General features: G+C 57.2%; 18 protein-coding genes. 13 read left to right on the top strand and 5 right to left on the bottom strand.

Features of this window, described 5'->3' with window-relative positions:
• The first annotated feature begins 55 nt into the window (after positions 1–55).
• The 5 genes from WFN75_RS02645 to WFN75_RS02625 all read left to right on the top strand — a co-directional run bounded on the left by WFN75_RS02645 (position 56) and on the right by WFN75_RS02625 (position 5421).
• Entirely contained in the window at positions 56–592 is a 537-nt protein-coding gene (locus tag WFN75_RS02645; protein ID WP_212477388.1) for a fimbrial protein, read from the top strand.
• A 67-nt stretch (positions 593–659) separates the two neighbouring features.
• Entirely contained in the window at positions 660–1334 is a 675-nt protein-coding gene (locus WFN75_RS02640) for a fimbrial biogenesis chaperone (protein ID WP_263617095.1), read from the top strand.
• 24 nt (positions 1335–1358) lie between these two features.
• Positions 1359–3902, top strand: coding sequence for a fimbria/pilus outer membrane usher protein (locus WFN75_RS02635; protein ID WP_336995575.1), 2544 nt, complete (start codon positions 1359–1361; stop codon positions 3900–3902).
• A gap of 20 nt (positions 3903–3922) precedes the next feature.
• Positions 3923–4912, top strand: a complete 990-nt coding sequence (locus WFN75_RS02630) for a fimbrial protein (protein WP_046886931.1) — start codon at positions 3923–3925, stop codon at positions 4910–4912.
• Between the two features lie 5 nt (positions 4913–4917).
• Positions 4918–5421: a fimbrial protein gene (locus tag WFN75_RS02625; protein ID WP_212477382.1), complete on the top strand. Its 504-nt coding sequence runs from the start codon at positions 4918–4920 to the stop codon at positions 5419–5421.
• Here WFN75_RS02625 and dinG read toward each other — a convergent pair.
• Together dinG and rhlE are read right to left on the bottom strand one after the other, a co-directional pair.
• On the bottom strand, positions 5408–7585 hold the full coding sequence (dinG, locus tag WFN75_RS02620; RefSeq protein ID WP_336995574.1) for an ATP-dependent DNA helicase DinG: 2178 nt from the start codon (positions 7583–7585) through the stop codon (positions 5408–5410). The genes WFN75_RS02625 and dinG overlap by 14 nt on opposite strands.
• Before the next feature lie 96 nt (positions 7586–7681).
• Positions 7682–9046 (bottom strand): ATP-dependent RNA helicase RhlE, encoded by a 1365-nt coding sequence (gene rhlE, locus WFN75_RS02615; protein ID WP_040076469.1) that lies wholly within the window; start codon positions 9044–9046, stop codon positions 7682–7684.
• Between the two features lie 232 nt (positions 9047–9278).
• On the opposite strand from rhlE, the gene cecR reads away from it, so the two are divergent.
• Genes cecR through WFN75_RS02590 form a run of 5 tightly spaced genes read left to right on the top strand, consistent with a single transcriptional unit; the run spans position 9279 to position 14919 of the window.
• The gene (gene cecR / locus WFN75_RS02610) at positions 9279–9953 is read left to right on the top strand and encodes a transcriptional regulator CecR (RefSeq protein WP_233801288.1); all 675 of its coding nucleotides are present in this window, start codon (positions 9279–9281) and stop codon (positions 9951–9953) included.
• Complete coding sequence (gene hlyD, locus WFN75_RS02605) at positions 9953–10948, top strand: secretion protein HlyD (protein WP_286933421.1); 996 nt, start codon at positions 9953–9955, stop codon at positions 10946–10948. Before cecR ends, hlyD begins: the two co-directional genes overlap by 1 nt.
• Positions 10941–12680, top strand: a complete 1740-nt coding sequence (locus tag WFN75_RS02600) for an ATP-binding cassette domain-containing protein (RefSeq protein ID WP_336995573.1) — start codon at positions 10941–10943, stop codon at positions 12678–12680. The genes hlyD and WFN75_RS02600 overlap by 8 nt, the downstream gene beginning before the upstream one ends.
• Complete coding sequence (locus tag WFN75_RS02595) at positions 12670–13803, top strand: ABC transporter permease (RefSeq protein ID WP_040076473.1); 1134 nt, start codon at positions 12670–12672, stop codon at positions 13801–13803. The genes WFN75_RS02600 and WFN75_RS02595 overlap by 11 nt, the downstream gene beginning before the upstream one ends.
• A 9-nt stretch (positions 13804–13812) precedes the next feature.
• Complete coding sequence (locus tag WFN75_RS02590) at positions 13813–14919, top strand: ABC transporter permease (protein ID WP_046886935.1); 1107 nt, start codon at positions 13813–13815, stop codon at positions 14917–14919.
• Here WFN75_RS02590 and WFN75_RS02585 read toward each other — a convergent pair.
• On the bottom strand, positions 14881–15291 hold the full coding sequence (locus WFN75_RS02585; RefSeq protein ID WP_336995572.1) for a YbhQ family protein: 411 nt from the start codon (positions 15289–15291) through the stop codon (positions 14881–14883). The two genes, WFN75_RS02590 and WFN75_RS02585, sit on opposite strands and share 39 nt — an antisense overlap.
• Positions 15292–15424: 133 nt before the next feature.
• Here WFN75_RS02585 and WFN75_RS02580 point away from each other — a divergent pair, with 133 nt between their 5' ends.
• From WFN75_RS02580 to WFN75_RS02570, 3 genes are read left to right on the top strand one after another with little or no spacing between them, the layout of a single operon-like run.
• Positions 15425–16186: an endonuclease/exonuclease/phosphatase family protein gene (locus WFN75_RS02580; RefSeq protein ID WP_046886936.1), complete on the top strand. Its 762-nt coding sequence runs from the start codon at positions 15425–15427 to the stop codon at positions 16184–16186.
• Positions 16183–17424 carry a cardiolipin synthase ClsB gene (gene clsB / locus WFN75_RS02575; RefSeq protein ID WP_046886937.1) on the top strand — a complete coding sequence of 414 codons (1242 nt, stop codon included), beginning with the start codon at positions 16183–16185 and terminating at the stop codon, positions 17422–17424. The genes WFN75_RS02580 and clsB overlap by 4 nt, the downstream gene beginning before the upstream one ends.
• Complete coding sequence (locus tag WFN75_RS02570) at positions 17424–18389, top strand: lysylphosphatidylglycerol synthase domain-containing protein (RefSeq protein ID WP_046886938.1); 966 nt, start codon at positions 17424–17426, stop codon at positions 18387–18389. The genes clsB and WFN75_RS02570 overlap by 1 nt, the downstream gene beginning before the upstream one ends.
• A gap of 35 nt (positions 18390–18424) precedes the next feature.
• On the opposite strand, the gene WFN75_RS02565 is transcribed toward WFN75_RS02570, so the two are convergent.
• Both WFN75_RS02565 and moaE read right to left on the bottom strand, forming a co-directional pair.
• Positions 18425–19132: a Bax inhibitor-1/YccA family protein gene (locus tag WFN75_RS02565; protein WP_040076479.1), complete on the bottom strand. Its 708-nt coding sequence runs from the start codon at positions 19130–19132 to the stop codon at positions 18425–18427.
• Between the two features lie 56 nt (positions 19133–19188).
• A complete protein-coding gene (moaE, locus tag WFN75_RS02560; protein WP_325946438.1) occupies positions 19189–19641 on the bottom strand; it encodes a molybdopterin synthase catalytic subunit MoaE in 453 nt (150 codons plus the stop codon).
• Position 19642: the final 1 nt, after the last annotated feature.

Below are 19642 nucleotides of genomic sequence, written 5' to 3'. Positions count from 1 at the left end.
AATCTGATTAAATAAGCAGCGAAAAGTTGTTGAGGTAACACAATCAGGATTACGTATGAACAAGGTTGCTTTAGGTTTTTTTATTGCTGCAACAATAGGATGTTCGGCATCCGCATTGGCGGCGACAGATGGCGAAGGACAAATTAACTTTACGGGCGAAATTATCGATTCCGCCTGTCAGGTCGTGAATGGAATAAGTAACCCGCTGAATGTCGAATTGGGCCAGGTCTCTAAAACGGTCTTTACCGGTGCAGGCTCCACCAGCACGCCGACACGATTTGATATTCAGCTAAAGAATTGCCCGGAATCCGTCACCTCCGCTGCCATTAATTTTGGCGGCACCCCGGACAGTGATAACAACAGTGCGCTGGCATTGACACCCGATGCAGACGCAGCGACCGGCGTGGCAATTCAATTGCTCGACTCTACCGATCAACCGGTCAGCTTATACACCCCTTCTCGTCAATATCCACTGACGGCAGGAAGTACGGTAAACGATCTGGAATTTGCAGGACGTTATATCCAGACAGGGCCTACGGTAACAGCCGGCCCGGCTAATTCTGTTTCGACCTTTACCGTTATCTATAACTGATATGATCCCTCCAGAGATATCAGCCTGTGTCAGGGCTGATATCTCTTATTCACGTTGAGATATATTTATGCGTCACGGTTATTTACTGAGTTCTCTTTTACTGGTAGCCGCAACAGCGCATGCCGGCGTTATTATTAACGGCACGCGCCTGGTCTATCAGGGAGAAAAAAAGGAATCTTCTCTTGGTATTTCGAATCCAGACGATACGGATTATCTGGTGCAGTCCTGGGTCGATGCCGGCGGTAAAAACCTGGCCAAAGCCCCTTTCCTGATCACCCCTCCGCTGTTTCGTCTGGATGGCAATGAGGAGAATGTATTACGTGTCGTGCGTACGGGGGGAAACTTGCCCGAAGATCGTGAATCACTCTTCTGGCTAAATATTAAATCCATCCCCTCTTCTAAAAAAATGGATGGGGTGAACACGCTGCAAATTGCTATCAACACCCGCATAAAGCTCATTTACCGCCCTGCCGCCGTGAAAGGCAAACCGGAAGCCGTTGCCGATCGGTTGTCCTGGCATCGGGAAGGAAATGACCTGGTGGTGAATAACCCCACGCCGTTTTACATGAATTTCCAGAGCGTGACGCTGAACGGTCACAACGTTAAAAAAGCGACCTGGGCCGTGCCGAAAGGCGAAACCCATATCGCGCTGCCGGCCCATAGCAGCGGAAATACCCTGGCGTATTCGGTCATTACCGATTACGGCAGTATTAGCCAGACATGGACAAAAACAATTAACTAATTACTGCCTCTGGCGCAATACGTTATGTATAGTCATAAAAAACCGTTCTCCTGGAAAATACCTTCGTTGCCGGCCCTGCTTATAGGGCTGGTAATGTTCTGTATTGCGCAGCAAAGTTCGGCGGATGACTACTTTAACCCGGCGCTGCTGGATATTGATAATCCTCAGCAGGCGAAAACCGATCTATCAATATATGAAAAAGGGCCCGGCCAGGCCCCTGGAAAATATCTGGTCTCTATTTTCATTAATAACACTGAAATGGCTACGCGCGACGTCACCTTCACTTTACGCAAAGCGCAGGCAGGTAATAGCACGCTGCAACCCTGCTTCAGTCTGGACGAACTCAAAAAGCTGGGGATTAAGACCTCCCTTTTTCCGCAACTGACCGCAAAAGGCGGGTGTGCCGATTTAGGCGCTATTCCCGCCGCGACCGCCACCTTTCGTATCAGCCACCAGCAGCTGCTATTGAGCATTCCACAATCTGCGCTGGGCCAGATACCGCGTGGCTATATCGACCCGAAGGAGTTTGATGAAGGCATCACCGCCGGTTTGCTGAACTACAGCGCAACGGCCAGCCAGAGTCAGGCGCGTATCCCAGGGACACCGGATAACAGCAGCCAGTACGTTAACCTTCGCCCCGGACTTAACCTTGGCGCGTGGCGTTTACGTAACTACTCGACCTGGAATCGCAGCACCACCGGTCACGAGGAGCAGCACCATTTCTCTTCGGTCTATACCTATGCCCAGCGCGATATCGTGGCGATGAAAAGCGACCTGACGCTGGGGCAGAGCAGTTCCCCGGCCGACGTTTTTGATAGCGTCTCTTATACCGGGATGCAGTTAAATTCCGACAGCGACATGCTGCCAGATAGCGAAAAAGGCTATGCCCCAATTATTCGCGGCACCGCCCACAGTAACGCGCAGGTCGTTGTGCGCCAGAACGGTTACGTTATTTATCAGAACACCGTCGCCCCGGGCGCCTTCGAGATAAATGATCTCTACCCCACCGGCAGCAGCGGCGACCTGCAAGTCACGGTGAAAGAGACGGACGGCAGCGAGCGCCACTTCGTGGTGCCCTACGCCTCAGTGCCGGTTTTGCAGCGTGAAAAACATCTGCGCTACAGCGTCACCGCCGGGCGTTACCGCTCGTATGACAGCAACGTGGAAAAGACGCCGTTCGCCCAGGGTAGCGCCATCTATGGTTTATCGCACGGAATGACCCTCTACGGCGGCGTACAGCAGAGTAGCCATTACCAGGCCCAGGCGCTGGGCACCGGTAAAAACGTTGGCGATCTGGGTGCGTTCTCCATCGACGTGACCCGGGCGAAGGCGTTGCTCAAAAAACAAAAGCGCAGCCAGGGTCGATCGTGGCGCGTGCGGTATAGCAAAGATTTTGCCGGCACAGGCACCAACTTTTCGCTGGCTGGCTATCGCTACAACAGCAAGGGGTTCTATACGCTACAGGAGACGATGGAGTCCTGGACCCGTTCCGACGACTGGAGCGCGCCAGAACAGCGCAAGGATCGCGCTGAAGCGACCATCGACCAGGTGCTGCCGGAGGGCTGGGGCGCCTTCGCGCTGAGTCTGGTGAAAGAGCGTTACTGGAGTCAGGACCAGGATATGACCTCCATGAGCCTCAGCTACAACAATAGCTGGGATGGGGTGACCTACAGCCTGAGCTACAGTCTGAATAAAAATACGCACGACAGCGATGAGAACGGGGATTCGGTCAGCAATGACAATCTTTTCGCCCTGAGCGTCTCTCTCCCGCTCGATCGCTGGATGCACAACACCTGGGCCAGCTACAACCTGAATAACAGTAAAGAAGGCACCACCCAGACGCTCGGCCTGAACGGCACGGCGCTGGCGCAGAACAACCTTAACTGGAATGTTCAGGAGGGGCTCAGCAATACCGGCGCTGGCAGTTCCACCAGCCTGAACGCCGATTACAAAGCCACCTATGGCGAAGTCAGCGGCGGCCTCAGTCAGGATAAGTACCAGCGCACCGCCAACCTTGGCCTGCAGGGGGGCGTCGTGGCCCATGCAAATGGCGTGACCCTGAGCCAGCCGCTGGGCGAAACCATCGCGCTGGTTAAAGCACCGGGCACCCACGGAACAGAAGTGACTAACCAGACCGGCGTCGAAACAGACTTCCGCGGCTATACCGTGGTGCCATTTGTTACCGCCTATCGCCACAACACTATCGCACTCAATACGGAAACCCTGCCGGACGATGCCGATGTGACCCATGCGGCACAGGTGGTGACCCCGACGCGCGGCGCGATAGTACGCGCCACCTTTAGCACCCGCGTAGGTCGACGCGTATTAATGACGCTAACGCACAACGGCAAGCCGCTGCCCTTTGGCGCAACGGTGACAACAGAGGACAAGGATAACGAGTTTATCGTAGGCAATGATGGCCAAACCTGGCTTACCGGTTTACCTCAGCGCGGACATCTGACCGTCAGCTGGGGGCAGGATGCCCGCGACCACTGCGTAGCGGACTACGTGCTAACGGACAAGAAAGATAAAACACACATTATTAACGCTGCCGCGCAGTGTCAGTAAATTACCCTGAAGGTTTGATTATGCAGCTTGTTAAACAGTGCCTTTTGTTACTCGTTCTGGCCACCGGCGCACTCGTTATGCCGCATGCCAAAGCGGCCTGTCTCTCGTCGGATATGCCGAAGCAAATTAATATTTCGTCGATTTCCGTGCCCACGACGCTCCCCGTCGGATCGACGATCCCGGGAACTGACCAGTCCGTGCATATAGCCGGTCATTGTGACAACGGCCTTGAGGGGGGGATGGAGATTGTCGCCTGCTATTACGGTACCGGCAGTGAAATACCCGGCATGGCGGGAGTGTATGAATCTGGCGTGGAAGGCATTGGCGTCGCCCTGGTGAACGATAAAGGGCAGCGTATTACCGGCGCAGGCGGCGTCTATTGCGACTCGCGCAGTACGCCCATCAGCTATGTATCAACCGACGGGAACGCCAGCTTCGATTTTAACCTTTCGCTTCAGCTCATTAAAACGAGCATGAAGGTGGTGTCGGGTACCCTACAGCAAAGCCAGACCAAGTTCGGGCTTGGCGTTTACGGTCACGACGGGATCGGTAGCCCTAACTCCATTGCCTATGCCGGCAACGTCAATCTCAACATCGTCACCTGTTCCGTATCGCCAAAAAACCTGACCGTTAACCTGGGTGATTTCCCCATCAGCGACTTTACCGGGGTGGGTACCCTTTCTACCCCGGCGAAAACGTTTAATGCCACCGTTAACTGTACTTCAACGGTACAGCCAGAGATCAAAATTACCAGCGCCAACGGCTATGAACCGGGTCTCGACGGCGTACTCAAACTCACCCCGGAAAACGGGATGGCCACAGGGGTCGGCGTAAGAATGCTGTTTGACGATCATATCGCCACCTTCAATCAGTATGTCCCTACCCAGGGCGAGGCGATCGAGAATCAGACGCTGGATATTCCCTTCCAGGTTCGCTACATCCAGACCCGCGACGAGGTCACGCCCGGCCCGGCCAACACCGTTGCGACCATTACGCTCGCCTACCGGTGATAATGATGAAAACACGTATTTTTCTGCTGACAGCCGCGCTAATGGCGCAGAGTTATGCTGAGGAGATCCAGGTGCAGATGGTGGGGAATATCTATGCCAATACCTGCACCGTTGATAGCGCCAGCAAAGCGTTAACCGTTGATTTAGGCCAGGCGGCATCCAGTGATTTCAAAGATGTGGGGGATACCGGCGCGTGGAAGGATTTTACCCTGAAGGTGACCCATTGCCCTAAAACCCTCACGCTGGCGAACGCTTTTTTTTACGGGCAGGCGGACAGCCAACACCCCACCAAATTCGCCAATATGGGCAGCGCCAAAGGTCTGGCCCTGGAGCTTGCAGACCCGCAGGACAATATGTTCATTGCCCCGCAGGCAAGCTTTAACGTGCTGATCGACCAGACCGACCACTCCGCGACCTTTCCGCTCGCCGCCCGCTATTACACCACCTCGTTGCCCGTCACCGCCGGTACTTTCAGCAGCGTGGTGCAGGTGACATTCACTTACCAGTAGGACTGCGCCCCTTAGCACGGATGCTCCTTTTACGCCCGACGGTCAGTTTTGTCGGGCGTTTTTTTACCGGCGGCACGCCGGGCTGCTCAATAGGGAAAACAGGCAGCGCGTTCAGCAATCGCTGGCCGTAGTTTTTACTCAGCAGGCGTTTGTCATAGATAACCACTTCCCCCCAGCAGCCGTGGCTACGGATCAGACGCCCCACCTGCTGAATCAGATTAAACGACGCCGCAGGCAAGCTTTGGACTTCAAACGGGTAGCGGTTCAGGCTCTTGAGCCACTCCCCTTCGGTAATCACCACCGGGCTGTCGATCGGCGGGAACGCAATCTTATGAATATGCACCTGGGTGAGGTAATCCCCTTTCAGATCCAGCCCTTCGGCAAAGGACTGCAACCCCACCAGCACGCTCCGCTCGCCGTTATCTATCCGCTTGCGGTGCAGTTCCACCAGCAGGTAGCGGGGCTGGTCGCCCTGTACCAGCAGCAGCAGGCGGAGATCGGGCACTTCTTCCAGAAAACGCTGCATGGCGCGGCCGCTGGCAAACAGCACCAGCATGCCGGGATATTTTTTGCTTTCGAGTTGCTCACGGAAGAAGGCGGCCATCTCGGCGATGTGCTGCTCTTCGTTATCGATCAGCGGTTCATACTGCATACGCGGAATAACAATTTTACCCTGCTCGCAGTGGTTGAAGGGCGAATCGAGCGCCACGAAACGATCTCCCGCTTTCTCTCTCAGGCCGCTCATCTCCTGCAGACGCGAGAAGCTGTTTAGCGAGCGCAGGGTGGCCGAGGTGACCACCACGTGCGGTACGCTGCGCCAGAGCAGCTTTTCCAGCTGATCGCTAACGCGGATCCCCACGCAGTGGAAGAAGAGGTGAATCTGTCCGTCGCGAACGTCGCGGGTCGCCCATTTGGTCACCGGGGCGCCGGAGGCCTGAACCATAGAGGCCAGCCGCCACAGTTTGCTCTGCCCCTCGAACATCCCCAGCGCGCGGTTCATCTGTAATAACACCCGGTGCAGACGCACCACGTCGTGGCTGCCGGTCTTCTCGCTCAGATCGTTTAAAAACAGCTCTGCCAGCCCGCGCAGTTTTTCCAGCAACTTCGCCAGCTCCTGGCAAATCGCCATGATCTCCTGCGGCAGTTCCCCCATGGCGAAGCGGTGTTCGGCCTGCTGGGTTGCCGGAAGATAAAGATCGAGAATGTTATTCAGGGAAGCGATGTGGGTGTAGACCGCTTCGCAGTGCTCGCTGAGCCGCTCCGGCACGGCCAGCGGCGGGATCGTTTTTGGACGGAACTGCTCCATACAGGTGGCAACCAGCTTGCAGAACAGATCCAGCTGCAAGCGAAACCACGGGGCGGTGATCTCGGCGCTCATCTCCAGCGCATCACGCGCCACGTCCGGCAGATGATGTCCTTCATCCAGCACCAGCAGCAGGTTCTTCGGCTCCGGCAGAACGGCTTCGCTCTCCAGCGCCGCCATTACCAGCGCGTGGTTAGCCACAACGACCTCTGCCTCCTGAATTTCACGCCGGGCGACAAAGAACGGGCACTCGCGGTAGTAGTGGCAGTTGCGGTTCAGACAGCTGGCTTTGTCGGTGCTTAAACGCCGCCAGAGATCATCGCTGATGGCCTGATCGGTATGATCCCGCAGGCCATCCCACTTGTAGCTGTCGAGATCGCCTTTCAGTTTCGCACACTGCTCCTGCTCGGCCTTATTATTCGGGGTCAGTTCGTCATCCAGAAAGGCCAGCAGATCCTGCTGCGTGGCTTCGCTGCTGGAGAGGGCCGTCAGGTTACGCGGGCAGACATAGCGTCCACGCCCAAAGGCGGCAGTAAAACGCAGCTCAGGAATAATTTTGCGCAGCAGAGGCAGGTCTTTGCTGAAGATTTGATCCTGCAAGGCAACGTTGGCGGTACTGACCACCAGCGTTTTTTGCTCTTCACGGGCAATGGCAATACCCGGAATGAGATATGAGAGGGTTTTCCCGACGCCGGTTGGGGCTTCAATCGCCAGATGCCGGCCCTCGTCGCCCGCAAGCGTCTTCGCCACATCGGCAATCATTTGCCGCTGAGGTGCTCGGGGAATAAAGTCGGGTATCTGCTGTTGCAGCGCCTTATACCAGGCGGCAATTTGCGCTTTTAGCGCAGCGGTTAAAGCCATCGGGGAACCTGAAATACTGTATAAACAGCCACTATTGTGGCACGTTCACCTGCCAGCGGCAAAAAAAAAGCCCGGCTCTACGGCCGGGCTTCCAGATTACTGTCCTGCCGCCGGTTTACGCGGACGGCGACGGCGCTGCCCTTCTCCGGCGGGCTTGCCTTCGCCATCACGGCGCGGCGGTTTGCTGGCAGGCTTAGCGGCTGCCCCTTCAGTACGGCGCGGCTGCTGTTGACCACGGCCGCCTCCGCCTTGCCCGCGTCCACCGCCCTGACCGCGTCCGCCACCCTGGCGACCGTTCTGGATCGGTTCGGCTTTGATAGAGGGATCCACTTCATAACCTGGAGTCTGGATGCGCGGGATCTCTTTCTTCAGCAGGCGCTCAATATCGCGCAGCAGCTTATGTTCATCGACGCAGACCAGCGACAGCGCTTGACCCGTGGCGGCAGCACGGCCGGTACGGCCAATACGGTGAACGTAATCTTCTGGCACGTTCGGCAGCTCGTAGTTCACTACGTGCGGCAGCTCTTCGATATCCAGACCACGGGCGGCGATATCGGTGGCGACCAGCACGCGGATGTCACCCGATTTAAAGTCGGCCAGCGCGCGGGTACGTGCCCCCTGGCTCTTATTGCCGTGGATCGCCGCACTGCGAATGCCGTCTTTGTTCAGCTGTTCTGCCAGATGGTTGGCACCGTGCTTGGTGCGGGTAAAGACCAGCACCTGCTGCCAGTTGCCCTGACCGATCATCTGGGAGAGCAGCTCGCGTTTACGCTTCTTATCAACAAAGTGCACATACTGGGTCACTTGCTCAGACGCAGTGTTACGACGCGCCACTTCCACTTCCAGCGGATTGTGAAGCAGTTTTTCTGCCAGCGATTTGATCTCATCCGAGAAGGTCGCAGAGAAGAGGAGGTTCTGACGACGCGCCGGCAGTTTAGCCAGTACGCGCCGGATGTCGTGGATAAAGCCCATATCCAGCATACGGTCGGCTTCGTCCAGCACCAGAATCTCTACGCTATCCAGCTTCAGCGCATTCTGGTGTTCCAGATCGAGCAGACGGCCCGGCGTTGCCACCAGCACATCCACGCCGCCGCGCAGTTTCATCATCTGCGGATTAATGCTCACGCCGCCGAAGACCACCAGCGAGCGAATGTTCAGATAGCGGCTGTATTCACGGACGTTCTCGCCCACCTGAGCCGCCAGCTCACGGGTTGGGGTCAGAATCAGGGCACGAACCGGACGGCGGCCTTTCGCATGCGGCTGATTCTCGATCAGACGTTGCAGCAGCGGCAGCGTAAAGCCTGCGGTTTTACCGGTACCGGTCTGGGCGCTCGCCATCAGGTCACGGCCTTGCAGCACGGCGGGGATCGCCTTCTGCTGAATAGGGGTAGGTTCGCGATAGCCCTGCTCTGCGACGGCGCGCAGAATATCAGGATTCAGGCCAAGGGTATCAAAAGACATAACAACTCCGAACCGCCCCGACCGTCACAGGTGTAGTTTTCAGGGAGATAAGACGAATAGACAGGACAAAAACCACAATGTCACGAAGCTGCGGAGTGTAGCAGATTTTGTGACTTGGCGCATAAAATATCCCTGACGGCGGGCATGACAAAATAAATCTCCGGTCGGCTGGACAAGGCGAAAATTTAACCATAAAGTTAATCAATCGATTGATTAATTTTTTGGCGCGACGATGAATACAATCCCCACCACCAGTAAAGGCGAACAAGCCCGCAGCCAGCTGATTGCCGCTGCACTCTCCCAGTTTGGCGAGTATGGCCTGCATGCTACCACTCGCGATATCGCCGCACAGGCGGGGCAGAACATCGCCGCCATCACCTACTATTTTGGCTCAAAAGAGGATCTGTACCTCGCCTGCGCCCAGTGGATCGCCGATTTTATTGGCACCCAATTCCGCCCACATGTGGAGGCCGCGACAACCCTGCTTGCGCAACCCGTGCCGGATAAAAGCGCGGTGCGCGCCCTGATCCTGCAAGCGGCCAGGAACATGATCCAGCTGCTGACCCACGACGACACGCTGAACCTCAGTAAATTTATTTCCCGCGAGCAGCTCTCCCCCACCACGGCGTATCAGCACGTGCATGACCAGGTTATCGCCCCGATGCACGGTCATTTGACCCGGCTGATTGCCGCCTATACCGGGCGCGCAGCGGAAGATACCCAAACCATCTTGCACACCCATGCGCTGCTGGGCGAGATCCTCGCCTTTCGCCTCGGGCGCGAGACCATCCTGCTGCGCGCGGGCTGGAGTCATTTTGATGAAGAGCGGGCAGAGCAAATTTTTCAGGTCGTGAGCTGCCATATCGATCTCGTTTTAGAGGGATTAACGCAAAGGAGTCCGGAGTGATGAAAAAACCCGTGGTTGTTATCCTGGCCGCGCTGGCGCTGGTTGCCATCGTGACGGGAGGCTGGCTCTGGTATCAGGGCCAGCAGGATAAAGGGCTGACCCTGTACGGTAATGTGGATATTCGTACCGTTAATATGAGTTTCCGCGTGGGGGGGCGGCTGGCGTCGTTAACGGTAGATGAAGGCGATGCCATCACCGCCGGGCAGACGCTGGGGCAACTGGATAAGGCGCCGTTTGAAAACGCTCTGCTGCAGGCCAGAGCGGGCGTCTCCGTTGCGCAGGCGCAATATGACCTGATGCAGGCGGGCTATCGCGAAGAAGAGGTGGCGCAGGCCGCCGCAGCGGTGAAACAGGCGCAGGCGGCATATGACTATGCGCAGAAGTTCTATCAACGCCAGCAAGGGCTGTGGGGCAGCCGGACAATTTCCGCTAACGATCTGGAAAATGCCCGCTCCTCCCGCGACCAGGCCCAGGCCACGCTGAAATCGGCGCAGGATAAGTTAAGTCAATATCGCACCGGTAACCGCCCGCAGGATATCGCCCAGGCAAAAGCCAGCCTTGAACAGGCTCAGGCCCAGCTGGCGCAGGCCGAACTGGATCTGCGTGATACCACCCTTACCGCCCCCGCAAACGGCACGCTGATGACCCGCGCCGTCGAGCCGGGCAGCATGCTTAACGCCGGCAGCACGGTGTTGACCCTCTCCCTGACCCGTCCGGTATGGGTGCGCGCTTATATCGATGAACCCAACCTGGGTCAGATGCAGCCGGGGCGCGAGCTGCTGCTCTACACGGATGGCCGCCCGGATAAGCCTTATCACGGTAAAGTGGGCTTCGTCTCACCCACCGCTGAATTTACGCCAAAAACCGTCGAAACGCCGGATCTGCGTACTGACCTGGTGTATCGCCTGCGCATTATCGTGACCGATGCCGACGACGCCCTGCGCCAGGGGATGCCGGTGACCGTTACGCTCAACGATGGGGATGGTCATGAATGATGCGGTTATTGAACTCACAGGACTGCTGAAGACGTTTCCCGGAATGGACCGCCCGGCCGTGGCGCCCCTGAACTGTACCCTGCAAAAGGGCTACGTGACCGGGCTTGTCGGCCCGGACGGTGCTGGAAAGACAACCCTGATGCGTATGCTCGCCGGGCTGCTCAAGCCCGACGACGGGCAGGCGCGGGTACTGGGGTTAGATCCCATCGAAGACGATCGCGCCCTGCACGCCTTACTGGGCTATATGCCGCAAAAATTCGGTCTGTATGAAGATCTGACCGTGATGGAAAACCTGACCCTCTATGCCGACCTGCGCAGCGTCACCGGCGAAACCCGGCAAAAAACCTTCCAGCGGCTGCTGGAGTTTACCGCGCTGGGCCCTTTTACCGGGCGGCTGGCGGGCAAGCTCTCCGGCGGGATGAAGCAGAAACTGGGGCTGGCCTGCACCCTGGTAGGCGAGCCGAAGGTCCTGCTACTGGATGAGCCCGGCGTGGGCGTCGATCCGATCTCCCGGCGTGAACTCTGGCAGATGGTGCATGAGCTGGCAGGCGACGGCATGCTGATCCTCTGGAGTACCTCCTATCTGGACGAGGCCGAACAGTGCCGGGATGTCCTGTTGATGAACGAAGGCAAGCTGCTCTACCAGGGCGATCCTACTGCCCTCACCACCGGCATGAACGGTCGCAGCTTCCTGCTGCACAGCCCCGACGAAAACAACCGCCGTCTGTTGCAGCGGGTCCTGACGCTACCCCAGGTGAGCGACGGCATGATTCAGGGGAAATCGGTACGCCTGATCCTGAAAAAAGAGGCCAGCGCGGAGGATATTCGTCGCGCCCCGGGGATGCCGGACATTGAGATGAATGAGACCGCCCCCCGCTTTGAAGATGCGTTTATCGATCTGCTGGGTGGCGCGGGGACTGAGGAGTCCCCGCTTGGGGCCATTCTGCATACGGTTGAAGGCACGCCCGGCGAGACGGTGATTGAAGCCAAATCACTGACCAAAAAATTTGGCGATTTTGCCGCCACGGATGACGTTAACTTTGCCGTGAAGCGCGGAGAGATTTTTGGCCTGCTGGGGCCGAACGGCGCAGGGAAATCCACCACCTTCAAGATGATGTGCGGCCTGCTGGTGCCGACGTCCGGCAAGGCGCTGGTACTGGATATGGATCTCAAGGTCAGCTCGGGCAAGGCCCGTCAGCATCTGGGCTATATGGCGCAGAAATTCTCGCTGTACGGCAACCTGACGGTGGAGCAGAACCTGCGTTTCTTCTCCGGGGTCTATGGCCTGCGGGGGCGGGCACAGAACGACAAGATTGCGCGCATGAGCGAAGCCTTCGGGCTGAAAAGCATCGCCAGCCACGCCACCGATGCGCTCCCCCTTGGCTTTAAGCAGCGTCTGGCACTGGCCTGCTCCCTGATGCACGAGCCTGACATTCTGTTTCTGGATGAGCCCACCTCCGGGGTGGATCCCCTCACCCGCCGTGAGTTTTGGCTGCATATCAATAGCATGGTGGAAAAAGGGGTGACGGTGATGGTGACCACCCACTTTATGGACGAAGCGGAGTATTGCGATCGCATTGGGCTGGTCTATCGCGGCAAGCTGATTGCCCACGGTACGCCGGACGATCTTAAAGCGCAGGCCGCTGATGAGGCGATGCCTGACCCGACGATGGAGCAGGCTTTCATCACGCTGATTAACGACTGGGATAAGGAGCAAGGCCATGGCGCATAACGCCCTCTCCTGGCGCCGGGTGCGCGCACTCTGTATCAAAGAGACGCGGCAGATCGTGCGCGACCCCAGCAGCTGGCTGATTGCGGTGGTTATCCCACTACTACTGCTCTTTATCTTCGGCTATGGCATTAACCTCGACTCCAGCAAGCTGCGGGTGGGCATTTTACTGGAGCAGCAGAGCGAAGAGGCGCTCGACTTCACCCATACCATGACCGGCTCACCCTATATCGACGCCACCGTCAGCGATAACCGCCAGCAGTTGATCCAGATGATGCAGGCCGGGCGTATTCGCGGCCTGATTGTGATCCCGGTGGATTTCGCCGCCCGAATGGCCACGCCGGGCGACAGTGCGCCGATCCAGGTGATCACCGACGGCAGCGAGCCCAACACCGCCAACTTTGTGCAGGGGTATGCGGAGGGGATTTGGCAGCTCTGGCAGATGCAGCGTGCCGAAGACCGGGGCGAGACCTTTGAGCCGCTTATCGATGTGCAGACCCGCTACTGGTTTAACCCGGCGGCCATCAGCCAGCACTTTATCATTCCCGGCGCGGTGACCATCATCATGACGGTGATCGGCGCCATTCTCACGTCGCTGGTTATCGCCCGGGAGTGGGAGCGCGGCACCATGGAGGCGCTACTCTCTACGGAGGTCACGCGTACGGAGCTGCTGCTGTGCAAGCTTATCCCCTACTATTTCCTCGGCATGCTGGCGATGCTGCTCTGCATGCTGGTGTCGGTCTTTATTCTGGGGGTGCCTTATCGCGGCTCGCTGATTGTGCTCTTTTTTATCACTTCACTTTTCTTATTGAGCACGCTGGGAATGGGGCTTCTCATCTCCACCATCACCCGGAACCAGTTTAACGCTGCCCAGGTGGCGCTGAATGCCGCTTTTTTACCCTCGATTATGTTGTCCGGATTTATTTTCCAGATCGACAGTATGCCGGCGGTGATCCGCGCCGTGACCTATATCATTCCGGCGCGCTATTTCGTGAGTACGCTACAGAGCCTGTTCCTGGCAGGTAACATTCCGGCGGTGCTGGTGGTCAATCTGCTATTTTTGATCGCCTCGGCGGTGATGTTTATCGGCCTCACCTGGATGAAAACGAAACGGCGACTGGATTAAGGAGCAGCCATGTTTCATCGTTTATGGACGTTAATTCGTAAAGAGTTGCAGTCGCTGCTGCGTGAGCCGCAGACCCGCGCCATTCTGGTGCTACCGGTGCTCATTCAGGTGCTGTTATTCCCCTTCGCCGCCACCCTGGAGGTGACCAACGCCACTATTGCTATCTATAACGAAGACAACGGTAAACATTCGGTAGAGCTGACCCAGCGCTTCGCCCGCGCTAAAGCCTTTACTCACGTGCTGCTACTGAAAAGCCCGCAGGAGATCCAGCCTACCATCGATACCCAAAAGGCGCTGTTGCTGGTGCGCTTCCCGGCCGATTTTTCGCGCAACCTGGACAGGCTGCAAACCGCCCCTATGCAGTTAATTCTGGATGGGCGGAACTCCAACAGTGCCCAGATTGCCGCGAACTATCTGCAGCAGGTGGTGAAGGAGTATCAGCAAGAGCTGATGGCGGATAAACCCAAACCGAACAACAGCGAACTGGTGGTGCGCAACTGGTATAACCCTAACCTCGACTACAAGTGGTTTGTGGTGCCGTCGCTTATCGCCATGATCACCACCATTGGAGTGATGATCGTCACGTCGTTGTCCGTGGCCCGCGAACGGGAACAGGGCACCCTCGACCAGCTGCTGGTCTCGCCGCTGGCCACCTGGCAAATCTTTGTCGGTAAAGCGGTACCGGCGCTGATTGTCGCAACGTTCCAGGCGACCATTGTGCTGGGGATCGGTATCTGGGCCTATCACATCCCCTTCGCGGGGTCGCTGGCGCTGTTTTACTTCACGATGGTGATCTATGGTCTGTCGCTGGTGGGATTCGGGCTGTTGATCTCGGCGCTTTGCTCTACGCAGCAGCAGGCCTTTATCGGGGTGTTTGTCTTTATGATGCCCGCCATTTTGCTGTCGGGGTATGTTTCGCCGGTCGAGAACATGCCGGTATGGCTACAGAATCTGACGTGGGTAAACCCTATTCGGCACTTTACCGATATTACCAAGCAGATCTACCTGAAGGACGCGAGTCTGGATATTGTCTGGGGAAGTTTGTGGCCGCTACTGGTGATAGCGGCCACGACGGGCTCAGTGGCCTACGCGATGTTTAGACGCAATATCGCGTAGCTTTTTCTCCCGGGTCAGCAGTGACACCACTGCCGGCCCGGCGAGGATGGCCAGCCCTGCCAGAGCCAGTAATATATTGTTCTGCAGCACGCGTGACAGCAGCCACAGCACAATCATGGCCGCGCCGAAGTACCAGGTGGTGGTCAGCTCTTCAAGCACATCTGCCACTTCACGCCAGCATTGCTCATGGTGACGCTGTAAAAAGAGCATCAGCAGGACGGTCACCCCGTACAGCACGCATAAACCTAACCCAACGCGCACCAGCGCTCCGCTGGTCCACGCCAGCACCAGCACAGCGACAACCGCTAAATGCAACATAATCTGCCAGCAACTCAGGCCGGTTGCGACGCGAATGCGTTGTTGCCACTTCATGGCTTCTCTCCTGGAGGATTTTTATCTGCTTCTTCAGACTACCGCACTTTACGGAAAATTCCGTAACCCAGCATCTTTTTGTGACGACGACTACACTTTATTTTCATCAGGATAGTAACGCCGGAGGGAGCTTATGAGCCAACAAAGCCGCCATTTTTCGCTAAAAGTGTTGACGATCAACATCCATAAAGGCTTTACGGCATTTAACCGCCGCTTTATTTTGCCGGAGCTACGCGACGCGGTTCGCACCGTCAGCGCGGATATCGTCTGCCTGCAGGAGGTGATGGGGGCGCACGAAGTGCATCCGCTGCACGTGGAGAACTGGCCCGATACCAGCCACTATGAGTTTCTTGCCGATACCATGTGGAGCGACTATGCCTACGGGCGCAACGCGGTCTACCCCGAAGGGCACCATGGCAATGCGGTGCTTTCACGCTATCCTATTGAACATTACGAAAACCATGACGTTTCGGTGGGCGAGAGCGAAAAGCGCGGGCTGCTCTATTGCCGTATCGCCCTGCCGGAATTCGACGCCCCCCTGCACGTGGCCTCTGTCCATCTGGGGCTACGAGAGGCGCACCGCCGGGCGCAGCTGGATATGATGTCCACCTGGGTCAATGGCCTGCCGGAGGGCGATCCGGTGGTGGTGGCCGGGGATTTTAATGACTGGCGCCAGCGGGCTAACCATCCGCTGAAAGCCCGGGCGGGATTAGATGAGATTTTTACCCGCGCCCACGGTCGACCAGCACGCACTTTTCCCGTTAGCTTTCCGCTGCTGCGTCTCGACCGTATTTATGTGAAAAATGCCCATGCCAGCGCCCCTACCGCGCTGGCGCTGAGAAACTGGCGTCACCTGTCCGACCATGCCCCTTTGAGTGCGGAGATCCACTTATGAAATGCTCATGGCAAGAGGGTAACCGGATACGGCTTCTGGAAAACGGAGATAACTTTTATCCCGCCGTTTTTGCCGCCATTGGCAAAGCGGAACGCAGAGTTATTCTCGAAACCTTTATCTGGTTTGAAGATGGCGTAGGCCGCCAGCTGCATGCTGCAGTGCTCGGTGCGGCTCAGCGCGGTGTACAGATTGAAGTCCTGCTGGACGGCTACGGCTCACCCGATTTAAGCGATGATTTTGTCGGTGAGCTGACCGCGGCCGGCGTGGTGTTCCGATATTACGATCCACGCCCTCCCCTGCTGGGCATGCGTACCAACGTCTTTCGCCGTATGCACCGCAAAATTGTGGTCATTGATGACCGCATCGCCTTTGTCGGTGGCATTAACTACTCCGATGAACATATGTCGGACTACGGCCCGGAAGCCAAGCAGGATTACGCGATAGAGGTGGAAGGCCCGGTGGTGCAGGACATCCTACAGTTTGAGCTGGAGAACCTGCCCGGCAACGCCGCCGCCCGCCGGTGGTGGAAGCGCCGCCACCGCCCGGAAGAGAACACCAAACCCGGTGAGGCTCAGGCGCTGTTCGTCTGGCGTGACAACGAAGAGCACCGGGATGATATTGAGCGCCACTATCTGAAGATGCTGGCTAACGCCCGTCGGGAAGTGATCATTGCCAATGCCTATTTCTTCCCGGGCTATCGGCTGCTGCACGCTATGCGTAACGCAGCACGGCGTGGGGTTCGGGTGAAGCTTATCGTTCAGGGCGAGCCTGATATGCCGATTGTCACCGTAGGCGCGCGTCTGCTTTATCACTATCTGGTGAAAGGCGGCGTACAGATCTACGAATACCGCCGCCGTCCACTGCATGGCAAAGTGGCGGTGATGGACGATCACTGGGCGACCGTGGGCTCCAGTAATCTCGACCCCCTTAGCCTCTCCCTGAATCTCGAGGCTAACCTGATTATTCACGATCGCGAGTTTAACCATACGTTGCGCGAAAACCTGAACACCATTATTGAAAAGGATTGCGTGCGCGTGGATGAGTCGATGGTACCGAAACGCACCTGGTGGAACCTGACTAAAAGCGTGGTGGTGTTCCACTTCCTGCGTCATTTCCCGGCGCTGGTTGGCTGGCTGCCCGCACATACGCCCAAGCTGGCGCAGGTTGACCCGCCAGTGCAACCCGAGATGGAGACGCAGGATCGTGTCGAAGCTGAAAATACGGGGGCGAAACCCTGATGAGTAAAAAACATTCCCGCTGGCGGGTGGCCAAAAAAATCCTCACCGGGCTCTTTTTCATCGCCGTAGCGGTGCTGCTGGTGATCTACGCGCAGAAAGTGGACTGGGAGGACGTGGGCAAAGTTATCCGCGACTATAACCCGTGGATCCTGGCGAGTGCTTTCGGTCTTGTGATAGTGAGCTACCTGATTTATGGCTGCTATGACTTACTGGGGCGGGCCTATTGTGGTCACAAACTGGCAAAGCGGCAGGTGATGCTGGTGTCGTTTATCTGCTATGCCTTTAACCTGACCCTGAGCACCTGGGTGGGCGGCATCGGTATGCGCTATCGCCTCTATTCCCGTCTCGGCCTGCCCGGCAGCACCATCACCCGCATCTTTTCGCTGAGTATCACCACCAACTGGCTGGGCTATATCCTGCTGGGCGGGGTGATCTTTACCGCAGGCGTGGTGCAACTGCCCGACCACTGGTATATCGACCAGGGTACGCTGCGGATTATTGGCATTGTGCTGCTGGCGATGATTGCGTTCTATCTCTGGGCCTGCGCCTTTGCTAAACGCCGTCATATGACTATTAAGGGCCAGAAGCTGGTACTGCCGTCGTGGAAGTTTGCGCTGGCGCAGATGGCCATCTCGGCGGCAAACTGGATGGCGATGGGAGTCATCATCTGGATGCTGATCGGCGAAGATGTGAATTACTTCTTCGTGCTTGGGGTTCTGCTGGTGAGCAGCATCGCCGGGGTCATCGTCCATATTCCTGCCGGGATCGGGGTGCTCGAGGCCGTATTTATTGCCCTGCTGGCCGGGGAACATGTGTCGCACGGCAAGATTATTGCCGCCCTGCTGGCGTACCGCGTGCTCTATTACTTCCTGCCGCTGGCGCTGGCGACGGTGGGGTATCTGATTCTGGAAGGTCGGGCGAAGAAGCTGCGGGCGAAAAACGAAGAGGCGATGCAGAAACAGTGATAATGGCCCGGCGAAGGGTTCGCCGGGCCTGAACGTTAACGGCGGTTGCCGAAAATACGCAGCAGCATCAGGAACAGGTTGATGAAGTCCAGATAGAGGGTCAACGCCCCCAGAATGGCGTATTTACGCAGGTTGCTACTGTCGCGCACATCCATCTGCTCGCCGATGTTTTTCAGCTTCTGGGTGTCGTAAGCCGTCAGCCCGACAAAGACAATCACCCCGATATAGGTCACCGCCCACATCAACGCCTCGCTCTTCAGCCAGAAGTTCACCAGCGAAGCCAACACGATACCAATCAGCGCCATAAACAGCATATTGCCGAAGCCGCTCAGGTCACGTTTGGTGGTGTAACCATACAGACTCATGGCACCAAACATCCCACCGGCCACCACAAAGGTGCTGGCGATAGATGAGTAGGTATAGACGAGGAAGATGCTGGAGAGCGTGAGCCCCGTCAGCGCCGAATAGAGCATAAATAGCGTTGTTGCCATCCCGGCGCTGAGCTTATGCACCAGGCCTGAGAGCACAAATACCAGCCCCAGCTGCGCAATGATCAGCCCAAAGAAGGTGACTTTGCTTGAGAAGATAAACATCATCAACTCAGGCGTATTCGCCGCATACCAGGCGATAAACGCGGTTAGCAGCAGCCCGACCGTCATCCAGCCGTACACCTGCGCCATATAGGTCTGCAGCCCGCTGCGGGTCTGCTGAACTATCGAATCGGAACGCGGAAATCGATCCATGACTCACTCCTGTTAAGAAAACATACTCATAAGCCTAACACATCCCGGCAATCCGGCTACCAGCGATGGGCTGCGGCTTTATCGCTGTCGCGGGACTCGACCCAGCGCTCACCTTCCGGCGTGGCTTCGCGTTTCCAGAAGGGGGCGCGCGTTTTCAAATAATCCATAATAAACTCGCCCGCGTCGAAGGCGCTGCCGCGATGAACGCTGGTGACGCCGACAAAGACAATCTCTTCGCCCGGCCACATCTCACCAATGCGATGGATGACGGTGACGCGCCCTAATGCCCAGCGTTCGCGCGCACCGGCAACGATTTCCGTCAGCGCTTTCTCGGTCATCCCTGGGTAGTGTTCCAGCGTGAGCGCTTTAACGCTGTCGCCCAGGTTGTGGTTACGCACTTTACCGGTAAAGGTCACCACCGCGCCGTCTTCGTCGCGCTCGGCAAGCCAGCGGTACTCTTCACCTACGTTGAAGGGCGTGGTCTGCACGCGGATGCAGGTTTCACTCATG

It is taken from the genome of Leclercia sp. UBA7405 (assembly GCF_037152215.1).
Taxonomy (GTDB): domain Bacteria; phylum Pseudomonadota; class Gammaproteobacteria; order Enterobacterales; family Enterobacteriaceae; genus Enterobacter; species Enterobacter pneumoniae.
The sequence above is the reverse complement of the archived record's forward strand: the minus strand, read 5'-3'. Positions and strand labels throughout refer to the sequence as shown.

Bases quoted from the DNA above. Each gene is read 5' to 3' on its own strand.
- WFN75_RS02630 (WP_046886931.1), top strand. From the start codon at position 3,923: ATGCAGCTTGTTAAACAGTGCCTTTTGTTACTCGTTCTGGCCACCGGC.
- WFN75_RS02600 (WP_336995573.1), top strand. From the start codon at position 10,941: ATGAATGATGCGGTTATTGAACTCACAGGACTGCTGAAGACGTTTCCC.
- moaE (WP_325946438.1), bottom strand. From the start codon at position 19,641: ATGAGTGAAACCTGCATCCGCGTGCAGACCACGCCCTTCAACGTAGGT.
- WFN75_RS02570 (WP_046886938.1), top strand. From the start codon at position 17,424: ATGAGTAAAAAACATTCCCGCTGGCGGGTGGCCAAAAAAATCCTCACC.
- WFN75_RS02590 (WP_046886935.1), top strand. From the start codon at position 13,813: ATGTTTCATCGTTTATGGACGTTAATTCGTAAAGAGTTGCAGTCGCTG.
- hlyD (WP_286933421.1), top strand. From the start codon at position 9,953: ATGAAAAAACCCGTGGTTGTTATCCTGGCCGCGCTGGCGCTGGTTGCC.
- WFN75_RS02585 (WP_336995572.1), bottom strand. From the start codon at position 15,291: ATGAAGTGGCAACAACGCATTCGCGTCGCAACCGGCCTGAGTTGCTGG.
- cecR (WP_233801288.1), top strand. From the start codon at position 9,279: ATGAATACAATCCCCACCACCAGTAAAGGCGAACAAGCCCGCAGCCAG.
- WFN75_RS02640 (WP_263617095.1), top strand. From the start codon at position 660: ATGCGTCACGGTTATTTACTGAGTTCTCTTTTACTGGTAGCCGCAACA.
- WFN75_RS02580 (WP_046886936.1), top strand. From the start codon at position 15,425: ATGAGCCAACAAAGCCGCCATTTTTCGCTAAAAGTGTTGACGATCAAC.
- WFN75_RS02625 (WP_212477382.1), top strand. From the start codon at position 4,918: ATGAAAACACGTATTTTTCTGCTGACAGCCGCGCTAATGGCGCAGAGT.
- WFN75_RS02565 (WP_040076479.1), bottom strand. From the start codon at position 19,132: ATGGATCGATTTCCGCGTTCCGATTCGATAGTTCAGCAGACCCGCAGC.
- WFN75_RS02595 (WP_040076473.1), top strand. From the start codon at position 12,670: ATGGCGCATAACGCCCTCTCCTGGCGCCGGGTGCGCGCACTCTGTATC.
- clsB (WP_046886937.1), top strand. From the start codon at position 16,183: ATGAAATGCTCATGGCAAGAGGGTAACCGGATACGGCTTCTGGAAAAC.
- rhlE (WP_040076469.1), bottom strand. From the start codon at position 9,046: ATGTCTTTTGATACCCTTGGCCTGAATCCTGATATTCTGCGCGCCGTC.
- WFN75_RS02635 (WP_336995575.1), top strand. From the start codon at position 1,359: ATGTATAGTCATAAAAAACCGTTCTCCTGGAAAATACCTTCGTTGCCG.
- WFN75_RS02645 (WP_212477388.1), top strand. From the start codon at position 56: ATGAACAAGGTTGCTTTAGGTTTTTTTATTGCTGCAACAATAGGATGT.
- dinG (WP_336995574.1), bottom strand. From the start codon at position 7,585: ATGGCTTTAACCGCTGCGCTAAAAGCGCAAATTGCCGCCTGGTATAAG.